The organism is Pseudomonas sp. SMSB3 (assembly GCF_052041965.1).
Taxonomy (GTDB): Bacteria; Pseudomonadota; Gammaproteobacteria; order Pseudomonadales; family Pseudomonadaceae; genus Aquipseudomonas.
Genome location: NZ_JBKGGV010000002.1, coordinates 331,462 through 347,365, shown reverse-complemented (window position 1 = coordinate 347,365; position 15,904 = coordinate 331,462). Strand labels below are relative to the sequence as shown.

Sequence of the window (15,904 nt, the reverse complement as noted above, 5' to 3'; positions counted from 1 at the left end):
GCCCCTTTTGCTTCAAGCCTGCCAGATACCCTTGCCTGGCAGCCGCTGCCGATCATGCGGCTGAGTGAAGTCCTGCAGCGGCCCTTTGGGCACGATGCCGTTCGGGTTGATGGTCTTGTGGCTCATGTAATAGTGTTTCTGGATGTGCTCCATGTTCACCGTGTCTGCCACCCCCGGCCATTGGTACAGCTCACGCAGCCAGTTGGACAGATTGTGGTAGTCGCTCAAACGGCGCAGGTTGCATTTGAAATGCCCGTGATACACGGCATCGAAACGCACCAGGGTGGTGAACAGGCGGATATCGGCTTCGGTCAGGTATTCGCCGGCCAGGTAGCGGTTGCGCTCTAGCAGCGCTTCCAGATGATCCAGCTCGTTGAAGACATCGTCGAACGCTGCCTCGTAGGCATCCTGGGTGGTGGCGAAACCCGCGCGGTACACGCCGTTGTTCACGGCTGGATAGATGCGTTCATTGAGCGCCTCGATGGTAGGTCGCAGCGGTTCAGGGTAGAGGTCCAGGGCGTTGCCGGTCAGCGCGTTGAAGGCTGTATTGAAGATCCGAATGATTTCCGCCGACTCGTTGTTGACGATGCGCTTCTCCTGTTTGTCCCACAGCACCGGCACGGTCACCCGGCCGGTGTAGTGTGGGTCATCCTCGGTATAGCGCTGATGCAGGTACTGCAAGCCGTCGAGATGGTCGCCGCTTGAGCCCTGCCGTTGATCGAAGGTCCAGCCGTGATCCTGCATCAGCCAGCTCACCACCGAGACGTCGATCAAAGGCTCCAGTCCCTTGAGCGCGCGTACGATCAAGGTGCGGTGTGCCCACGGGCAGGCCAATGAAACATACAGGTGATAGCGACCTGCTTCTGCGGCTGGGAGCTCATTGCGGCGTTGGGCGCTTTCGCGCTTGAAGCTGCCGTCCTTGCCATTTTCATACCACTGATCATGCCAGCGGCCGTCGATCAAAAGGCCCATGGTGAGCTCCTCGAAACACAAGTTGGTTGTCGTTGGAGCCCAGTCTAGGGAATATCGTTCGAATAACTAGCGCAAAGAGTGCGCACAAATTATCTAGATATTCGATTGATTACGCGCGACCCAGTAGCTGCGGGCGATGGCGAAGGCTTGCTCGCGGTCATGGTGCAAGCCACGTAACGCCAGGGCGATAGTGGCGATCACGGCCATTTCACCATAGCTGTCTTCGGCTTCGCCGCGCCATACCGCCACCAGTTGCTCAGGTTGCAAGCTTGCCGGTTTGACGTGCCGGCGCTCGCTCATCGCAGGCCATTGTTCATCCCATGCATCGCCTGCCGTCGTGCCATACAAGTGGCTGATGACGTCGGGATTTACCTCGATCTCGCCACCGTCCCCTTTGATGACCACGGCATGGTCGCCCAATAGCCGGCTGGCCTCACGGTGTACTGCCTGGTAACCAGGGTGAAAGATACTCTGCAGGCCGCAGCGTGCGCCCAGCGGGTTGAGTACGCGCGCCAGCGAGTGAATGGGTGAGCGCAGGCCGAGGGTATTACGCAAGTCGATCATGCGCTGCAGTGCCGGTGCCCAGTCCTGCAAGGGCGCGAACGCCAGGCGCTGCTGATCCAGCGCTCGGCTGACCGAGGCCCAGTCACGGCACAGCGGGATTTTCAACAACACCAACAGTTGCTCGGTGTACAGGCGCCCAGCGGTATGCGCACCGCCGCCATGCATCAAGATGCGTACGCCGTTATCGGCCAGACACTTGGCGGCCAGCAGGTACCAGGGAAGGTGACGTTTCTTGCCGGCGTAGCTTGGCCAGTCGATGTCCACGGCAATCGGCGGCGCTTGCACGTGCGCGCGCACTGCCTCGGTGAAGCCGGCAAGCTCTTCGGCGCTTTCTTCCTTGTGCCGCAGCAGCATGAGAAAAGCGCCCAGCTGGGTGTCCTCGACTTTGTCTTCAAGCAGCAAGGTCATGGCGGCGCGGGCTTCATCGCGAGACAGCCCGCGCGCGCCGCGCTTGCCTTTGCCGAGGATGCGCACGAATTCGGCGAACGGGTGCTCGTCGGGGGTTTGCAGGGTAAGCGGGCGAGCTACGGTCATATGCAATTGGTCGGCTTGGGCAGGCCCGCGAGCTTCGCGGCGAGCTTGGCAGGAGTGCCATTGAACAGGCGGTTAAGGTGCGGGCTGTTGCCTTTTTGCGCGCCCAGTTTGAGCGCGGCGTACTTGATCAGCGGGCGGGTGGCTGGAGAGAGCTGAAACTCATCGTAAAACTGCCGCAGCAGTTCAATGATCTCCCAGTGATCGGCGCTCAAGGTAATTCCTTCGCGTGCGGCCAGCGCGTGCGCGACGGGGTGGGACCACTCATGCAGATCAAGCAGGAAACCATCTTTATCCAGGGCGATGAGCTGCTCGCCAACGTGCAATGTGCTCATAGCCAGCTGTTCACCTTGTCAAAGCGCAAGGTCAGCTCGACGAAGGCCGAGTAATCAACGCTTTGCATCAATGGACTGTCGATGGCGCGTGCCTTGAGGTCTTCATCGAGGGCGAACAGGCGATGGCTCAGATTAGCCCGGATCAACTTTGCCTGTGGGTCGCAGCCCTCGTGTAGCGCGTAGACTGCATCGCCGCACAGTAAAAGGGCGTCTTCACTGCCCAGCAGGCGTAGGCAACTGTCGAGCCGGTCGTCATTGAATGGCGAATGGGAAAGCACGTGGAGGGTCGGCATCAGAGTGTCACCACTTGGTCAAAGCGCGCGATCAGCGCTTGCAGTTCGGCGTCGTCGAGTACTGTCACAGCAGGCTCCAGGCCCTCACTGGGCATACCGCGCCGGGCCAGGCTACGCTGGCAAGCGAACAACTCGTCGACGCCGAACAGCGGCAGGGCCTGCAGATTGGCCGCAAGGTTCTTCTGTTGTACCGCGTCAGGCTGCTGAGCAGGTGCCAACTGCAGCACGCCATCGTCGAGAAACAGCATGGCCAGGGGCAGGTCGAAGGCGCCGCCGGCCAGAGCGATATCCAGCGCTTCGCGCGCCGAAGGGCCGCTCCACGGCGCCTGGCGGCTGATGATCAACATGGATTTGGCCAATTCAGTCGCCTCCGAAGCAGACCAGGCGGTCGGCGAGTTGAGCGGCTTCATGCAACTGGCCAAGCCCCGATAGTTCCCAGGGCCTGGGCAGATTCACCGCAGCGCGTTGGTAGCGATTGGCTTCGGCTTCATCCAGCACCCCACGGCGCAGCGCTGCGGCGATGCAGACTACGGCGTCGAGTCGCTGCTCGCTGACAAAGGCACGCCATTGGCCAGCGATATCCTGCTCATCCTGGGGCGCGACAATGTTGGCTGAAGCGCTGTGCACGCCGTCTTGATAGAAGAACAACCGGACAATCTCGTGCCCGCCAGCGAGCGCCGCCTCGGCGAAGCGCAAGGCGCGCCGCGAGGAAGGGGCGTGGGCCGGGGAAAACACCGCGATAGCGAATTTCATGGGCAACTCATGCAAATGGATGCCGTCATGATAAAACAAAAAGCCCGCGCAAGTGGGCGCGGGCTTGCACGGACGAAGAGGCGTATCAGGCGTCTTGTCTGGTTTCTGGCAGGAACCAATTAAGCAGCAGGGCGCAGATACCCCCAGTGGCCACGCCCGATTCCAGTACGTTGCGCACCGCGGCGGGCATGTGCGCAAGGAATTCGGGCACCTGCGCAACACCCAGGCCCAAAGCCAGTGACACCGCGATGATCAACAGTGCCCGGCGATCCAGGCGGGTGCTGGCCAGGATGTTGATGCCAGATGCTGCGACTGCGCCGAACATGACCATCGCCGCACCACCGAGTACCGGCTCAGGCACTGCCTGGATCACCCCGGCTACGCTTGGGAACAGGCCGAGCAGTACCAGCATCACGGCAATCCACACGCCGATGTGGCGGCTGGCGATGCCGGTCAACTGAATCACGCCATTATTCTGGGCGAAGATCGAGCTGGGAAAGGTGTTGAACAGCCCTGCCAACAGCGAGTTGGCGCCATTGACCAGCACGCCGCCTTTGATCCGCTGCATCCACAGCGGACCTTCGACCGGCTGGCGCGACACTTTACTGGTGGCGGTGACATCGCCGATGGCCTCCAGCGAGGTCACCAGATAAATGACCAGCATGGGAATGAACAATGCCCAGGAGAAACCCAGGCCAAAGTGCAGTGGGGTCGGTACTTGGAACAGGGCAGCCTCGTGCATGCCGGTGAAGTCCAGGCGGCCTAGATAACCGGCCAATGCGTAGCCGACCGCCAGTGCAATGACGATGGCGCAGCTGCGCATCCACACCACAGGGACGCGGTTGAGGATGACGATCACCGCCAACACCGCGCCGGAAAGCAGCAGGTTCTCACCGTCAGCAAAGGTGCCGTTGGCCATGGCGCCAAAACCACCGCCCATGCTGATCAAGCCGACCTTGATCAGTGTGAGGCCGATCATCAGCACGACGATGCCGGTGACCAGAGGGGTGATCAGCCGTTTGACGAAAGGCAGGATTCGCGAGACGCCCATTTCCACGAACGAGCCTGCGATCACCACACCGAAGATCGCTGCCATCACGCTTTCCACGGTTGTGCCTTGCTTGACCATCAGCGCACCACCGGCAATCAGCGGGCCGACGAAGTTGAAACTCGTGCCTTGCACGATCAACAGCCCGGCACCGAAGGGGCCGAAGCGCTTGCATTGAACGAAGGTGGCAATCCCCGAGATCACCAGCGACATCGAGACGATGAGGTTGGTGTCCCGCGGCGAGACGCCCAGCGCCTGGCAGATCAACAGGCCAGGCGTGACGATCGGCACGATGATCGCCAGCAGGTGCTGCAATGCCGCCAGCAGGCCGATCAACAGCCGCGGCTTGTCTTCCAGGCCAAGCACCAGTTCATTGGCAGGCGCTGACGCGCCCGGGCTGTTTTCGTGTGAGCTCATGGCTGAAGCTGCCCCGGAGAAAAAAGGAGCGCATTCTACGGGCAGAACCACGATTGCGGTAGAGGCGGGGACGATACCGACACGTTCTACGGGTATTCGCCAATTTTCCTGACTCGCAAGTCAGGCGGAGGTGATGAAAAAAGCCCGCCGAAGCGGGCTTTTGCAGGGTATGGCCGGGAAGTATCAGTCGTCCCGACCCATGATCCCGAATAGCTGCAGCAGGCTGATGAACAGGTTGTAGATCGAGACATACAAGCTGATGGTAGCCATGATGTAGTTACGCTCGCCGCCATGGATGATGGCGCTGGTCTGGAACAGAATGCAGACCGACGAGAACAGCACGAAGCCGGCGCTGATCGCCAATTGCAGGCCGCTGATCTGGAAGAAGAAGCTTGCGACCACCGCGCCCAGCAGCACGAAGAAACCTGCGGTGATGAAGCCGCTGAGGAAGCTCATGTCCTTACGGGTGATCAACACGTAGGCCGACAGGCCACCGAACACCAGCGCGGTCATGGCGAAGGCCGAGCTCACTACTTCAGCGCCACCGGCCATGCCGAGGTAGCGGTTGAGGATAGGGCCGAGGATGAAGCCCATGAAGCCAGTCAGGGCGAAGGTGGACACAAGACCCCAGACCGAGTCACGCAGCTTGGCGGTAAGGAAGAACAACCCGTAGAAGCCGATCAGCACGACGAAGACGTTCGGGTAACCAACGCGCATTTGCTGAGCGACGAAGGCCATGACACCGCTGAAGGCGAGGGTGAGTGCCAGCAGGCTGTAAGTGTTGCGCAGGACCTTGCTGACCTCCTGCTGCTCGGCTTGCTGGCCGTGGTGTACGGCGTAATCCTGTTCGCGCATGGCGACACTCCTGTTGGTTTTGGACGTTCAGATGCAAGCAGTCTAACAGAGCCCCTGCAACCCGCGACACAGAGAGTTTGACAGCGTGTTTCATTACGGTATTATGGCGGCCGCAAACGAGCTGGAAGCGTGGCCGAGTGGTTTAAGGCAACGGTCTTGAAAACCGTCGATGGGCAACTATCCTAGAGTTCGAATCTCTACGCTTCCGCCATATTCTGAAACCCCCGAGAACCCACGTTCCGGGGGTTTCGTCGTTATGGACCGTCGGTCACCGCAGATTCTCCGGTGCACTAGGGAACAGTCGCGAAGCCTGTGATAATGGCGCTTACTCACCAAGGCCACGTCATGCTCACTGTCTCCAACACCGTACACCTGCCCGACAGCGAAATCGAACTGACCTACATCCGTGCGCAAGGTGCGGGCGGGCAGAACGTCAACAAGGTGTCCAGCGCGGTGCATCTGCGCTTCGATATCCGCGCCTCGTCATTGCCAGAATTCTACAAGGAGCGGTTGCTGGCACTGCGTGACCATCGCATCACCAGCGACGGTGTGCTGATCATCAAGGCCCAGCAATACCGTACCCAGGAACAGAACCGCAACGATGCGCTTGCGCGTCTTGTCGAGCTGATCAGCGCAGCTGGCAAGACCGAAAAGAAACGCCGCCCGACCAAGCCCACGCTGGGCTCGAAGACGCGTCGTCTGGACGGCAAGGCGCGGCGCAGTACGGTCAAGGCGGGTCGGGGCAAGGTGGATTTCTAACGCCGCTGTCGACGCCGCGTGCGCCGCTTACCAGGAACTCATATCCCGTCACAATCCAACGCCATAATCCGCCAGCCGGTGATTGCGTTGCCGCTTCGCTGCGCTATCGTGAAGGCACCCATATAAGACTAAAGTCGTAGGAGGTCGGCATGCGGATTCGCGGTGACATTTTCTGGCAATGGGCAGACCCCACGCTACACCACAGGACTCATGACGAAACCCTGGATAACGGCACGACCATGGACATTCAGGTACGCCTGTCGCGCACGGGGCACACGCAGATGTTCATTGGGGTGTATGCCGGCACCGGCATGGCCTTGCATGAGGAGGCCTTCGACAATCGGCCGGGCGAGTCGATGACCCGCGCGCTCGCGTGGGGAGTGGGGCGGGCAAGGTGCCTGGCAACGCAGCCGCAACAGGATCGTCGCTCGGCCTGACCGTGGTCTGGCAGGCCGAGGGAGGTGCAAGCCGTTAGCCGACGTTCATCAGGGGTAGCCGCTGTTTGATGTCGGCCATCAGGCGCTGACCAGCCGCTTCGAGCAAGTCACCGTACAGGGCGATGGCGCTGCAGGTGCGGCAGGTCAGGATCGACTTTCGGTGCAGGCGCGTTGGCTTGACCAGCTCCTGCCCTTCGCATTTAAGGCATCTCAGGGTGACGCTCACGGCTACCTCTCCATGGACTACCAGCAGGATCCTTCCCGCACCGTGTTCGACATGAACGCACGGTGCGGTACATGGAGTGCCTGGATGGGCTAAACGTTCACTGCGAAGAGCAACAATTGCTAAATTTTGTCGCTGGCCGTGGAACTTATCGGGTTGAGCGGCTGTTACTGGCCTCCGGAGTCGACTTGGCAGGTTGGTGCAGATGCCCGCCTGTTGGATCAGTCAACTGAATCACCTGGCCGTGCTGCCAGCCATTGGCGGCTGGGTCCGCCCGGGGGATCGGGATGTCGGCGCGAGCGGATTTGTTTTTCGCCGCGTCGATCTGCAAACGCCGATTGCGTTGCTCGACCATCTTTGGATCGGCTTGGCCATCGGCGGTAAAGCCCATCATCAACTGGGGCACCCCAATCGGCAGGGCCTTGTCCTGGTCGGTATGCCAGGTGTGCCAAGTCTTGCCGTAGGTGTGCGCCAGTCGTTTCATCAGTGCATGTTCGGCCACCTGTGGAATGCCCGGGGCGACCAACTGCCCCGATGACACTTCGTAGCCGTGGCTGTGCCACATGGCTTTTTCCTTGGCCGGTAGAGCGGCGAACAGTTTCTGGTCGATGATGTACTCGACGCCCATGAGCTTTGCTTGCTCGGTATTGCCATCGAAGATGACGCACTGGATCACGTCTTCGTTGAGGATCGAGCAGTAGTGGTGTGCCTCCATCTGGATCTCGGGGTGCCCGTTGTAGAAGTGAAAACCGTCCAGGTAGGTATTGATGGCGTCGATGGGTGGCTTGGACTGCAGCGCCGCAGCCCCTGCATCCAGCAATCGGGTAGTGGCGGTTTCAGCTCTGCCGGGGGTCTGAACGGGCGACTCAGTCGTTTTCGCGGAGCAGGCCCAGAGCAAGCTGCAGGCCAGTGGGAGGGTGAGGGCGGGTACGTATCGCATGGCAATGGCTCTGAATGTTGTTCCGTAGGGACAACACTGGCCGGACAAGCAGGCAGTTCAACGGACGAATGGGCCGCGTGTATAAATCGCAGGCAAAAGAAAGCCCGCTGCTAGACGGGCAAGGCTCTATCACACGTAGGGATGACTTAAGGCTGCCAGAGCTTGCGTGAAAAAAAAGTGAACACCATGTCGATATTTTCTTCGTAAACAGATCAGGTTGATGGAGGTGGGTCCGTGTATCCGAAAACCCCAGACGGTCGCTACTTTGTGGTCAAAGGGCAGCTGTGGCGTTGCACCGATCCGTCACTGGGCGAGGCAGAGCGAGAACGGCTGGTACACGACCTGATGGACGCACGCCGCGCGGTCAAACAGGCCAAGCGCGCTGCTGATGCGGCGCAATTGGCCGCGGCACGCGCGCGCGTCGATGCTGCCAAGGTGGCGCTCGGCGAACGTGGACCTGTCTGGTGGCAGGACGGTGCCCCTGATTACAACCGACGGCGCGCTGCCAATACGCCCTACGCGCAGTGGTATGCGGATCTGCAGGGCACTGGAGGTCAATAATCCAGTCGTAGAAACGGGAAGAGTTCGTCAGGTGTTCGGCACCGCTCAGTGAGCTCCGAGCGCGCAGCTTCTGCCAGTGACCGGGTGGAATAGCTAGGCTTCAAGCGGAGTTTTTCAAGGTTGTCGTAGATATCGAACCCTGCCGTGACTGCTGCAGCGTAGCTGCGAGCAATTGGCTTGAAGCAGTCCTTTTCGATCGGTACAGCCGGAACGATGACAAATCGTGTTTGCATGATTCACGCCTCCCCAGACATGGACCTAAGTATTAGTCCTAGGCGTGGATGCATCAACATGACTCATCGAGACGATTCACTGGCGCGCCGTGTCATCCGGCGCCACGGCTCTGGTAAAGTCGGCGAGACTGTCCGTAGGCCAAGGATGCGCGCTTGAACACTCGACACACGCTGCTCAGCATATTGATTTTCCCACTGGCGCCAATTGCCGTGATCATCTTCACCCATGTGCTGTGTTACCCGGTGTGGTATGCGAGTTTTTACGTGCCGGGAGAAGATGGTGGAGAAGCTGAACCGGCGATGGCGCTCATCAGCGTGCCGCTGTTGCTGATCGTCATTTCGCTGCTGCTGGGCTTTCTTACCGTGCTTGCGCGCTGGCTGCCGCGCTGGTTGACCGCCCTGCTGCGGGTGCCGTTGGCCGGCGTCGCGTTACTGCTGTCGCTGATATCGACACTCTTTTTCATGGGCCAGCCCTTGGCGGTGCTCAACCACTGGCAAGTGGCGTTGGCTTGGCTGGCCTGGTCGAGCAGTGCGCTGGCGTTTGTCTGGCAGCAGTGGCAGCGTATTCGAGGCTAACGTTGCCGAGCAGCAACGAGCGGCGCTGCGTCGAACGGTAGCTGCTCAGGGCGGCCCCAGACCGCTCCGTGGCGCACCACCCAACGTTCGTGCAGCGCGCCAGCCACTGCGGCGACGGCGTTCGGCGCTCTGAACAGCACGAAGCTGGCCTCGCTGCCAACCTTGAGCCCGTAATCCTGTTTGCCCATGACCTGCGCCGCTGCCACGGTCGCCATCTCCAAGGCCACCCGCAGTGCTGCATCGGTGTTGAAGCCAGAGCGGTAGCTCACCAGCATCGCCCGTTGCAGCATGTCGCCATTGCCGAACGGCCACCAGGCGTCCTGAATGTTGTCGTTGCCGGTAAACACCTGTACGCCGCTGGCGCGCAGGCGCAGCACCGGTGGGAAGGCGCGATCGCCGGGGGCATTGGTCATGATCGAGATACCTGCATCGGCGAGCGAGACAGCAGCCTGATCTAGCGCAGCGTCAGGCACATCGCCCAGACCATAGGCGTGACTGACCGCCACCAGCCCCTGCATGCCCAGGGCCGTAGTCCGGTCGGCGATGCGCCGAAGCTGAGCAAGGCACAGCTCGCCGGGTTCGTGCAGGTGGATGTCCACTTTCACGCCATGGCGCTCGGCGATACCGAACACCACATCGAGCTGGCCTTCGGCGTCGCCGTCGAGCATCGTCGGGTCGATCCCGCCAATCACTTGCACGCCTTCGCGCACGGCGGCTTCCAGCACCTCGGCGGTGCCAGGACAGGTCATCACGCCGGCCTGGGGAAAGGCCACCAACTCAATGTCGAGCAGGTCTTTGAACGTTTCCCGTGCCTGCAAGATGGCGCGCAGGTTGTGCAAGCCCGTAGTCGCGTCGACATCGACGTGGCAGCGCATTGCCACCGTGCCGAACGCGGCGGCCTGGCGCATCAGGGCCTCAGCCCGTTCGGCGATCGGTGCAGCGCTGGCGAGCTCGCGCTTTTCCACGGCCAGGCGCTCGCGCAGGCTGGCAACAGGCTGATGCGGATGCCAACGGTCGCCCACGAAACTTTTGTCCAGGTGGATATGACCGTCGACGAAGCCGGGCAGGGCCAGCAGCCCCGCTAGGTCGACAACTTCGGCGGCCGGGTATCCGGCGCGCTGTGGGCCGAGATGGGTAATTCGGCCGTGGCTCACGGCAATGTTCAGCGGGTGGCCATCTGCATCGATGGCGTTGATGAACTCACGGTCGTTCATGGCTGCTCCCAAGCGTTGGTTACGCGCTACGGTAGGGAGTTGCCGGCGTTGTCACCAATTAATTATCAGGATCGATGGCAGTGGCATTTCCGATAGCGCTTCTGGGCCAAGTCATCAGAAGCGCTGCAGGCGCTATTGCAGGGTCGGAGGCTTGGCACCGTCTGGCAGCGCGCCCACCACCGCTTCAATCCGCGCGATCTCGCGGCTTAATCGATCCGCCTCAGTGTGTTCTCCGGCAGCGTTCAACCGGTCCCGTCCCTGGCGCAGATTGAGCAGACGTTTGCGCAGCGCCAGCCCGGATTCGTTGTATTGGTCCATGATGCTCTCGTGCCGTTGGCATCCATGCCGTTGTAGGAAAAATGGACCGTATCAGGCATCAAATCCTACGGAAACTGAGGTTTCATACAGGAAGATCCCTTGGCCGAGATTCGGCCTACATCTATACGGGAAACGCCCTACAAATCCGGCAGCGAGCTATTTCATTTCGTAAGCAGGCAAGGGTCATGAATGGCCCGCAATACTTGAGGTTGCGGTTCTCAACGGGTTGCGCAGGGCGGCGCGGGGCAGCCGCGGCTGTTTAGCCATGTCTGACACGTTATGTATCAATTGAATCCGTTCTTCGCCTCCCTGCGTCGCCTGACAACCCATGTCGGCCAGGGTTACATGCGCCTGCAGTGTCAGGCCCTGTCTGGCTGCGGCCGGGCCATTTGTCGACGAGCCCCTAGCCACACCAGCAGCAACGCCGCCGCGGCAAGTACGCCGCCCGCCATGGGCACGGCGGCGTAACCCAGATCCAGGCTGATGACGGCGCCGCCCAGGGCAGCGCCAACCGCGTTGCCCAGATTGAACGCCCCGACATTGATCGAGGATGCCAGCCCAGGGGCATCGGCGGCGGCGGTCATGACGCGCATCTGCAGAGGAGGCACCACGGCAAAGGTGAACACGCCCCAGACCAGCAGCGCGACGGCGGCGCCTAGATGACTGCCCAATACCAGCGGCATCGCCAGCATGATGACAGCCAGAGCTGCGAGGCAGATCCGCGCTGCACCATCGAGCGACCAGTCGGCCAGGCGCCCACCCAGGCTGTTGCCCAGGGTACACCAGGCCCAAGGTGACGAAACGCTCCGACGCTGCGGCCAGCTCGGCCAACACCGGCGCCACGTACGTATACAGGGTGAACATGGCGCCCGCGCCCAGCACCGTGGTGGCCATCGCCAACAACACGTCGGACCTGGCGATCACCGCCAACTCCTTGCGTACGTGTGGCACGCTGCCGCGTTCGCCCCTGGGCAGGGCGTACCACAGCGCCAGCATCGCCAACAGGCCCAGCATCGCCGTGCCGGCAAATGCCATGCGCCAGCCGATTTGCTGGCCCAACCAGGTGGCTGCTGGCACGCCGCCGATGTTGGCGATGGTCAAACCCATGAACATGGTCGCTACTGCGCTGGCCTGTTTATCCTTGGGCACGACACTGGCGGCGACCACTGCGCCAAGGCCGAAGAACGCGCCGTGATTGAGGCTGGTGACCAAGCGCGCAGCGAGCAGCGAGTAGTAGTCCGGTGACAGCGCCGAGAGCAGGTTGCCCAGGGTAAAGATCGCCATCAACGCCATCAGCGCCGCGCGCTTGCCGAAACGGCTGAACAACAGCGTCATGATCGGTGCGCCGACCATCACGCCAATGGCGTAGGCGGTGATCAGCAAGCCGGCACTGGGAATGCTCACACCCACGCCATCGGCAATCACCGGCAACAGGCCCATGGGGGTGAACTCGGTGGTGCCGATGCCGAAGGCGCCGATGGCCAGTGCGATCAGCACGCGCCTGGGGTTGAGGATCTGCTGGGTCATGATGTCAATCCCAAACAGGCGCCAAGTTGGCGGGGCTCACTTCACGCCCGTTGCGTTCCAGCGTGGCGATTCGCGCCATGTCCTCGGCATCCAAGCGTAAGCCTTGGGCGAGCAGGTTGCTGGCCAGGTTCTCGCGCTTGGTCGAGGAGGGGATGACGGCATAACCCAGTTGCAACGCCCAGGCCAGGGCGACTTGCGCGACGGTGGCCTTGTGCTTGGCGGCAATCTCGGCGAGCAGCGGGTCCTTCAGTACCTTGCCATAGGCCAGGGTCATGTACGAGGTCACGGTGATGCCGTGATCCTCAAGAAACGCGCTCAGCTTGGCATTTTGCAGGTACGGGCTCAGCTCGATCTGGTTGGTGGCGATCTCACCTTCACCCACCACGGCAATCGCCTGGCGGGTCAATTCGATATTGAAGTTCGACACGCCGATCTGGCGCGTCAGGCCCTGTTGCTTGGCTTCGGCCAGCGCCTGCATGTATTCGCTCAGCTCGACACCGTTGCCAGGTGCCGGCCAGTGGATCAGCAGCAGGTCGACATGCTCGGTGCGCAATTTATCCAGGCTTTCGCGCAGGCTGGGGATCAGCTTGTCAGCTGCATAATTGTCCACCCAGATCTTGGTGGTGATGAACAGCTCATCACGCGGCACCTGGCTTTCGGCGATGGCCTGGCCGACGTCGGCTTCGTTCTTGTAGATCTGCGCCGTGTCGATGGCGCGATAACCCAGCTCCAGGGCAGCCTTGACCGAGTCGATGACAGTTTGCCCGGTGAGGCGGAAAGTGCCGAGGCCGAAGGATGGAATGCTCATGAGGGTGCTCCCGTTGAATGAATGAAGAAACGCGCCGGGCGTGGCCCAGCGGCCGCTTGATCTTCGAGTGGGAGTGAGTGTGAGGGTTTCGGCGGGTTTGATTAATCCGGCGCGGCGCCAAAGTCATTTGACCGCAAAGCAACAATGACGGTGAGTGAGTGCACCTAAACGCAACGGCCCGCCGAAGGGCGGGCCGTGGGAGCGCAGCTGAAGATCAGCGGCGGCGGAACAGCGGCAGCGGTTCGTCGGTGGCGGCCTGGTAGGTAACCGAGAAGTCTTGCAGGCCCAGCAGGGCATCTTCCGGGTCCTTGTCGGCACGCACGGCGAAAGCGTCGAAGCCGCAACGGGCCATGTAGAACAGCTGGTCACGCAGTACGTCGCCGATGGCGCGCAACTCGCCCTTGAAGCCGTAGCGGTCACGCAACAGGCGGGCGTTGGAGTAGCTGCGGCCGTCAGTGAACGCGGGGAAGTTCAGGGCGATGACCTGAAAGTGCTGCACGTCGTCACCGATTTCCTCGGCTTGCTCATCGCTGTCCAGCCATACGCCCAGACCGCCGTCACGCGCTTTGAGCACATGAGCATGGTCACGCCACATTTGCAGCGGGACGATGTAGTCGTCGCAGTTGGTCAGCTCGTCGAACGAGGTTTCCTTGGGCAGCAGGTGCCAGGTTTCGTCGACGATCTGGTTGTGCTTAATGATTCGCTGCATAGACGCGTTCCTTGAAGGGGTCGATGCCAATACGCTGGTAGGTGTCGATGAAGCGCTCTTCCTCGGTGCGTCGCTCGACGTACACGGCGATCAGCTTCTCGATCACATCGGCCATGTCATCCTGGGCGAACGACGGCCCGAGGATCTTGCCCAGGCTGGCGTCGCGTGCGGCGTTGCCACCGAGCGAAACCTGGTAGAACTCCTCACCCTTCTTGTCCACCCCGAGAATGCCAATATGGCCGACGTGGTGGTGACCGCAGGCGTTCATGCAGCCCGAGATGTTCAGGTCGATCTCACCGATGTCGAACAGGTAGTCCAGGTCATCGAACCGGCGCTGGATGGATTCGGCGATCGGGATCGACTTGGCGTTGGCCAGCGAGCAGTAGTCGCCGCCCGGGCAGCAGATGATATCGGTCAGCAAACCAATGTTCGGGGTGGCGAAGCCGCCTTCGCGCAGCTCCATCCACAGGGCGTGCAGTTGGCGCTGCTCGACATCGGCAAGGATGATGTTCTGTTCGTGGGAGGTGCGCAGGTAGCCGAAGCTGTAGCGCTCGGCGAGGTCGGCCACGGCATCGAGTTGCTTGTCGGTGAGGTCGCCAGGCGCCACGCCGGTCGGCTTGAGCGAAAGGGTCACGGCCACATAGCCAGGGCGCTTGTGGGCGCGGGTGTTACGCGAGCGCCAGCGGGCGAAGCCTGGGAATTCGGCGTCCTGGGCGCTGTAGTCGACGTTTTCCAGGGCCAGGTACTGCGGGTCGACGAAGTGACGCGAGACGCGCTCGACCTCGGCTTCGGTCAGGGTGGTCGCGCCGCCGCGCAGGTGGACCATCTCGGCCTCGACCTTCTCGGCGAACACTTCAGGCGTCAACGCCTTGACCAGGATCTTGATCCGCGCCTTGTACTTGTTGTCACGACGACCGTAACGGTTGTACACGCGCAGAATGGCGTCCAGGTAGCTGATCAGGTCCTGCCAGGGCAGGAACTCGTTGATGAACGAACCGACCACCGGCGTGCGGCCCAGGCCACCGCCGACCAACACGCGGAAGCCCAGCTCGCCTGCAGCGTTGCGCACCGGCTCCAGGCCGATGTCGTGCACTTCGATGGCTGCGCGGTCTTCTTTCGAGCCGTTGATGGCGATTTTGAACTTGCGCGGCAGGTAGGCGAATTCAGGGTGGAATGTGGTCCACTGGCGGACAATTTCACACCACGGGCGCGGATCGACGATTTCATCTGCGGCCACGCCGGCGAACTGGTCGGTGGTGGTGTTGCGCAGGCAGTTGCCGCTAGTTTGGATCGCGTGCATCTGCACGGTGGCCAGCTCGGCAAGGATGTCGGGGATATCTTCCAGGGCCGGCCAGTTGAACTGCACGTTCTGGCGGGTGGAAATGTGGGCATAGCCCTTGTCGTAGTCGCGGGCGATCTTGGCCAGGGTGCGGACCTGGCGCGCGTTCAGCTGGCCGTAGGGCACGGCAACCCGCAGCATCGGCGCGAAACGCTGGATGTAAAGGCCATTCTGCAAGCGCAGAGGGCGGAATTCTTCTTCGCTCAGCTCACCGGCCAGGTAGCGGCGGGTCTGATCACGGAACTGCTTGACGCGGTCCTCGATGATCCGCTGATCGTACTCGTCGTATACGTACATAAAAGTCCTGTCTCAGGCTGCATGCAGCTATTCGCGCGCACGGCCGCGCACTCCGGTTCGGAGCCGGGGAACGATAGCAGGTTGGGTTTATGCGCTAAAGTGATGTTTTTGCATATGAAAAGAACCAAACGAACTAAGTGAGATTGACTGGCATTTGTTACCCCATGTTTACAGGGGTTTATACTCAGCGCTTTG

20 protein-coding genes, 1 tRNA gene and 1 pseudogene are annotated in these 15,904 nt (G+C 61.3%); 5 read left to right on the top strand and 17 right to left on the bottom strand.

Annotated elements, in window-relative coordinates:
* Positions 1–12 precede the first annotated feature (12 nt).
* The 8 genes from ACLEJW_RS04875 to ACLEJW_RS04840 form a co-directional block, all read right to left on the bottom strand.
* Positions 13–972: a glutathione S-transferase family protein gene (locus ACLEJW_RS04875; RefSeq protein WP_145187374.1), complete on the bottom strand. Its 960-nt coding sequence runs from the start codon at positions 970–972 to the stop codon at positions 13–15.
* Positions 973–1,065: 93 nt separating this feature from the next.
* A complete protein-coding gene (locus tag ACLEJW_RS04870) occupies positions 1,066–2,070 on the bottom strand; it encodes a glycosyl transferase family protein (RefSeq protein WP_440777070.1) in 1,005 nt (334 codons plus the stop codon).
* Positions 2,067–2,402, bottom strand: coding sequence for a TusE/DsrC/DsvC family sulfur relay protein (locus tag ACLEJW_RS04865; RefSeq protein ID WP_145187370.1), 336 nt, complete (start codon positions 2,400–2,402; stop codon positions 2,067–2,069). The genes ACLEJW_RS04870 and ACLEJW_RS04865 overlap by 4 nt, the downstream gene beginning before the upstream one ends.
* Complete coding sequence (gene tusB / locus ACLEJW_RS04860) at positions 2,399–2,695, bottom strand: sulfurtransferase complex subunit TusB (RefSeq protein WP_145187368.1); 297 nt, start codon at positions 2,693–2,695, stop codon at positions 2,399–2,401. Before tusB ends, ACLEJW_RS04865 begins: the two co-directional genes overlap by 4 nt.
* Positions 2,695–3,054, bottom strand: coding sequence for a sulfurtransferase complex subunit TusC (gene tusC / locus ACLEJW_RS04855; RefSeq protein ID WP_313302152.1), 360 nt, complete (start codon positions 3,052–3,054; stop codon positions 2,695–2,697). Before tusC ends, tusB begins: the two co-directional genes overlap by 1 nt.
* A gap of 1 nt (position 3,055) precedes the next feature.
* Positions 3,056–3,448, bottom strand: coding sequence for a sulfurtransferase complex subunit TusD (gene tusD, locus ACLEJW_RS04850; RefSeq protein ID WP_440777069.1), 393 nt, complete (start codon positions 3,446–3,448; stop codon positions 3,056–3,058).
* 85 nt (positions 3,449–3,533) lie between these two features.
* Positions 3,534–4,913: a nucleobase:cation symporter-2 family protein gene (locus tag ACLEJW_RS04845; protein WP_440777068.1), complete on the bottom strand. Its 1,380-nt coding sequence runs from the start codon at positions 4,911–4,913 to the stop codon at positions 3,534–3,536.
* 183 nt (positions 4,914–5,096) lie between these two features.
* Positions 5,097–5,768 (bottom strand): Bax inhibitor-1/YccA family protein, encoded by a 672-nt coding sequence (locus ACLEJW_RS04840; protein ID WP_027919754.1) that lies wholly within the window; start codon positions 5,766–5,768, stop codon positions 5,097–5,099.
* Between the two features lie 123 nt (positions 5,769–5,891).
* Between ACLEJW_RS04840 and ACLEJW_RS04835 the strand changes: the two genes are divergently transcribed.
* The 3 genes from ACLEJW_RS04835 (at position 5,892) to ACLEJW_RS04825 (ending at position 6,964) form a co-directional block, all read left to right on the top strand.
* Positions 5,892–5,979: transfer RNA gene (locus ACLEJW_RS04835), tRNA-Ser, on the top strand.
* 134 nt (positions 5,980–6,113) lie between these two features.
* Positions 6,114–6,527, top strand: coding sequence for an alternative ribosome rescue aminoacyl-tRNA hydrolase ArfB (gene arfB / locus ACLEJW_RS04830; protein WP_313302160.1), 414 nt, complete (start codon positions 6,114–6,116; stop codon positions 6,525–6,527).
* Positions 6,528–6,676: 149 nt separating this feature from the next.
* Positions 6,677–6,964 carry a hypothetical protein gene (locus ACLEJW_RS04825; RefSeq protein WP_145187258.1) on the top strand — a complete coding sequence of 96 codons (288 nt, stop codon included), beginning with the start codon at positions 6,677–6,679 and terminating at the stop codon, positions 6,962–6,964.
* Between the two features lie 34 nt (positions 6,965–6,998).
* Here ACLEJW_RS04825 and ACLEJW_RS04820 read toward each other — a convergent pair whose 3' ends face one another.
* Positions 6,999–7,190 carry a hypothetical protein gene (locus ACLEJW_RS04820; protein WP_145187255.1) on the bottom strand — a complete coding sequence of 64 codons (192 nt, stop codon included), beginning with the start codon at positions 7,188–7,190 and terminating at the stop codon, positions 6,999–7,001.
* Between the two features lie 145 nt (positions 7,191–7,335).
* Complete coding sequence (locus ACLEJW_RS04815) at positions 7,336–8,127, bottom strand: OBAP family protein (protein ID WP_440777067.1); 792 nt, start codon at positions 8,125–8,127, stop codon at positions 7,336–7,338.
* Between the two features lie 234 nt (positions 8,128–8,361).
* On the opposite strand from ACLEJW_RS04815, the gene ACLEJW_RS04810 reads away from it, so the two are divergent.
* Positions 8,362–8,688, top strand: a complete 327-nt coding sequence (locus ACLEJW_RS04810; protein WP_313302167.1) for a hypothetical protein — start codon at positions 8,362–8,364, stop codon at positions 8,686–8,688.
* Here the strand turns inward: ACLEJW_RS04810 and ACLEJW_RS04805 are convergent.
* Positions 8,682–8,921 (bottom strand): hypothetical protein, encoded by a 240-nt coding sequence (locus tag ACLEJW_RS04805; protein WP_145187246.1) that lies wholly within the window; start codon positions 8,919–8,921, stop codon positions 8,682–8,684. The two genes, ACLEJW_RS04810 and ACLEJW_RS04805, sit on opposite strands and share 7 nt — an antisense overlap.
* A gap of 210 nt (positions 8,922–9,131) precedes the next feature.
* Between ACLEJW_RS04805 and ACLEJW_RS04800 the strand changes: the two genes are divergently transcribed.
* Entirely contained in the window at positions 9,132–9,497 is a 366-nt protein-coding gene (locus ACLEJW_RS04800; protein ID WP_440777066.1) for a hypothetical protein, read from the top strand.
* Here ACLEJW_RS04800 and ACLEJW_RS04795 read toward each other — a convergent pair.
* From ACLEJW_RS04795 to ACLEJW_RS04770, 6 genes and pseudogenes are all read right to left on the bottom strand, one after another.
* Positions 9,494–10,711, bottom strand: a complete 1,218-nt coding sequence (locus ACLEJW_RS04795; RefSeq protein WP_440777065.1) for an amidohydrolase family protein — start codon at positions 10,709–10,711, stop codon at positions 9,494–9,496. The genes ACLEJW_RS04800 and ACLEJW_RS04795 overlap by 4 nt on opposite strands.
* A gap of 132 nt (positions 10,712–10,843) precedes the next feature.
* Entirely contained in the window at positions 10,844–11,029 is a 186-nt protein-coding gene (locus tag ACLEJW_RS04790) for a hypothetical protein (protein WP_440777064.1), read from the bottom strand.
* Positions 11,030–11,388: 359 nt separating this feature from the next.
* Positions 11,389–12,556: pseudogene (locus ACLEJW_RS04785) on the bottom strand (MFS transporter).
* Positions 12,557–12,560: 4 nt separating this feature from the next.
* The gene (gene dkgB / locus ACLEJW_RS04780) at positions 12,561–13,364 is read right to left on the bottom strand and encodes a 2,5-didehydrogluconate reductase DkgB (protein ID WP_440777063.1); all 804 of its coding nucleotides are present in this window, start codon (positions 13,362–13,364) and stop codon (positions 12,561–12,563) included.
* A gap of 214 nt (positions 13,365–13,578) precedes the next feature.
* Positions 13,579–14,073, bottom strand: a complete 495-nt coding sequence (locus ACLEJW_RS04775) for a DUF934 domain-containing protein (protein ID WP_145187228.1) — start codon at positions 14,071–14,073, stop codon at positions 13,579–13,581.
* Entirely contained in the window at positions 14,057–15,709 is a 1,653-nt protein-coding gene (locus tag ACLEJW_RS04770) for a nitrite/sulfite reductase (RefSeq protein WP_145187224.1), read from the bottom strand. Before ACLEJW_RS04770 ends, ACLEJW_RS04775 begins: the two co-directional genes overlap by 17 nt.
* Positions 15,710–15,904: the final 195 nt, after the last annotated feature.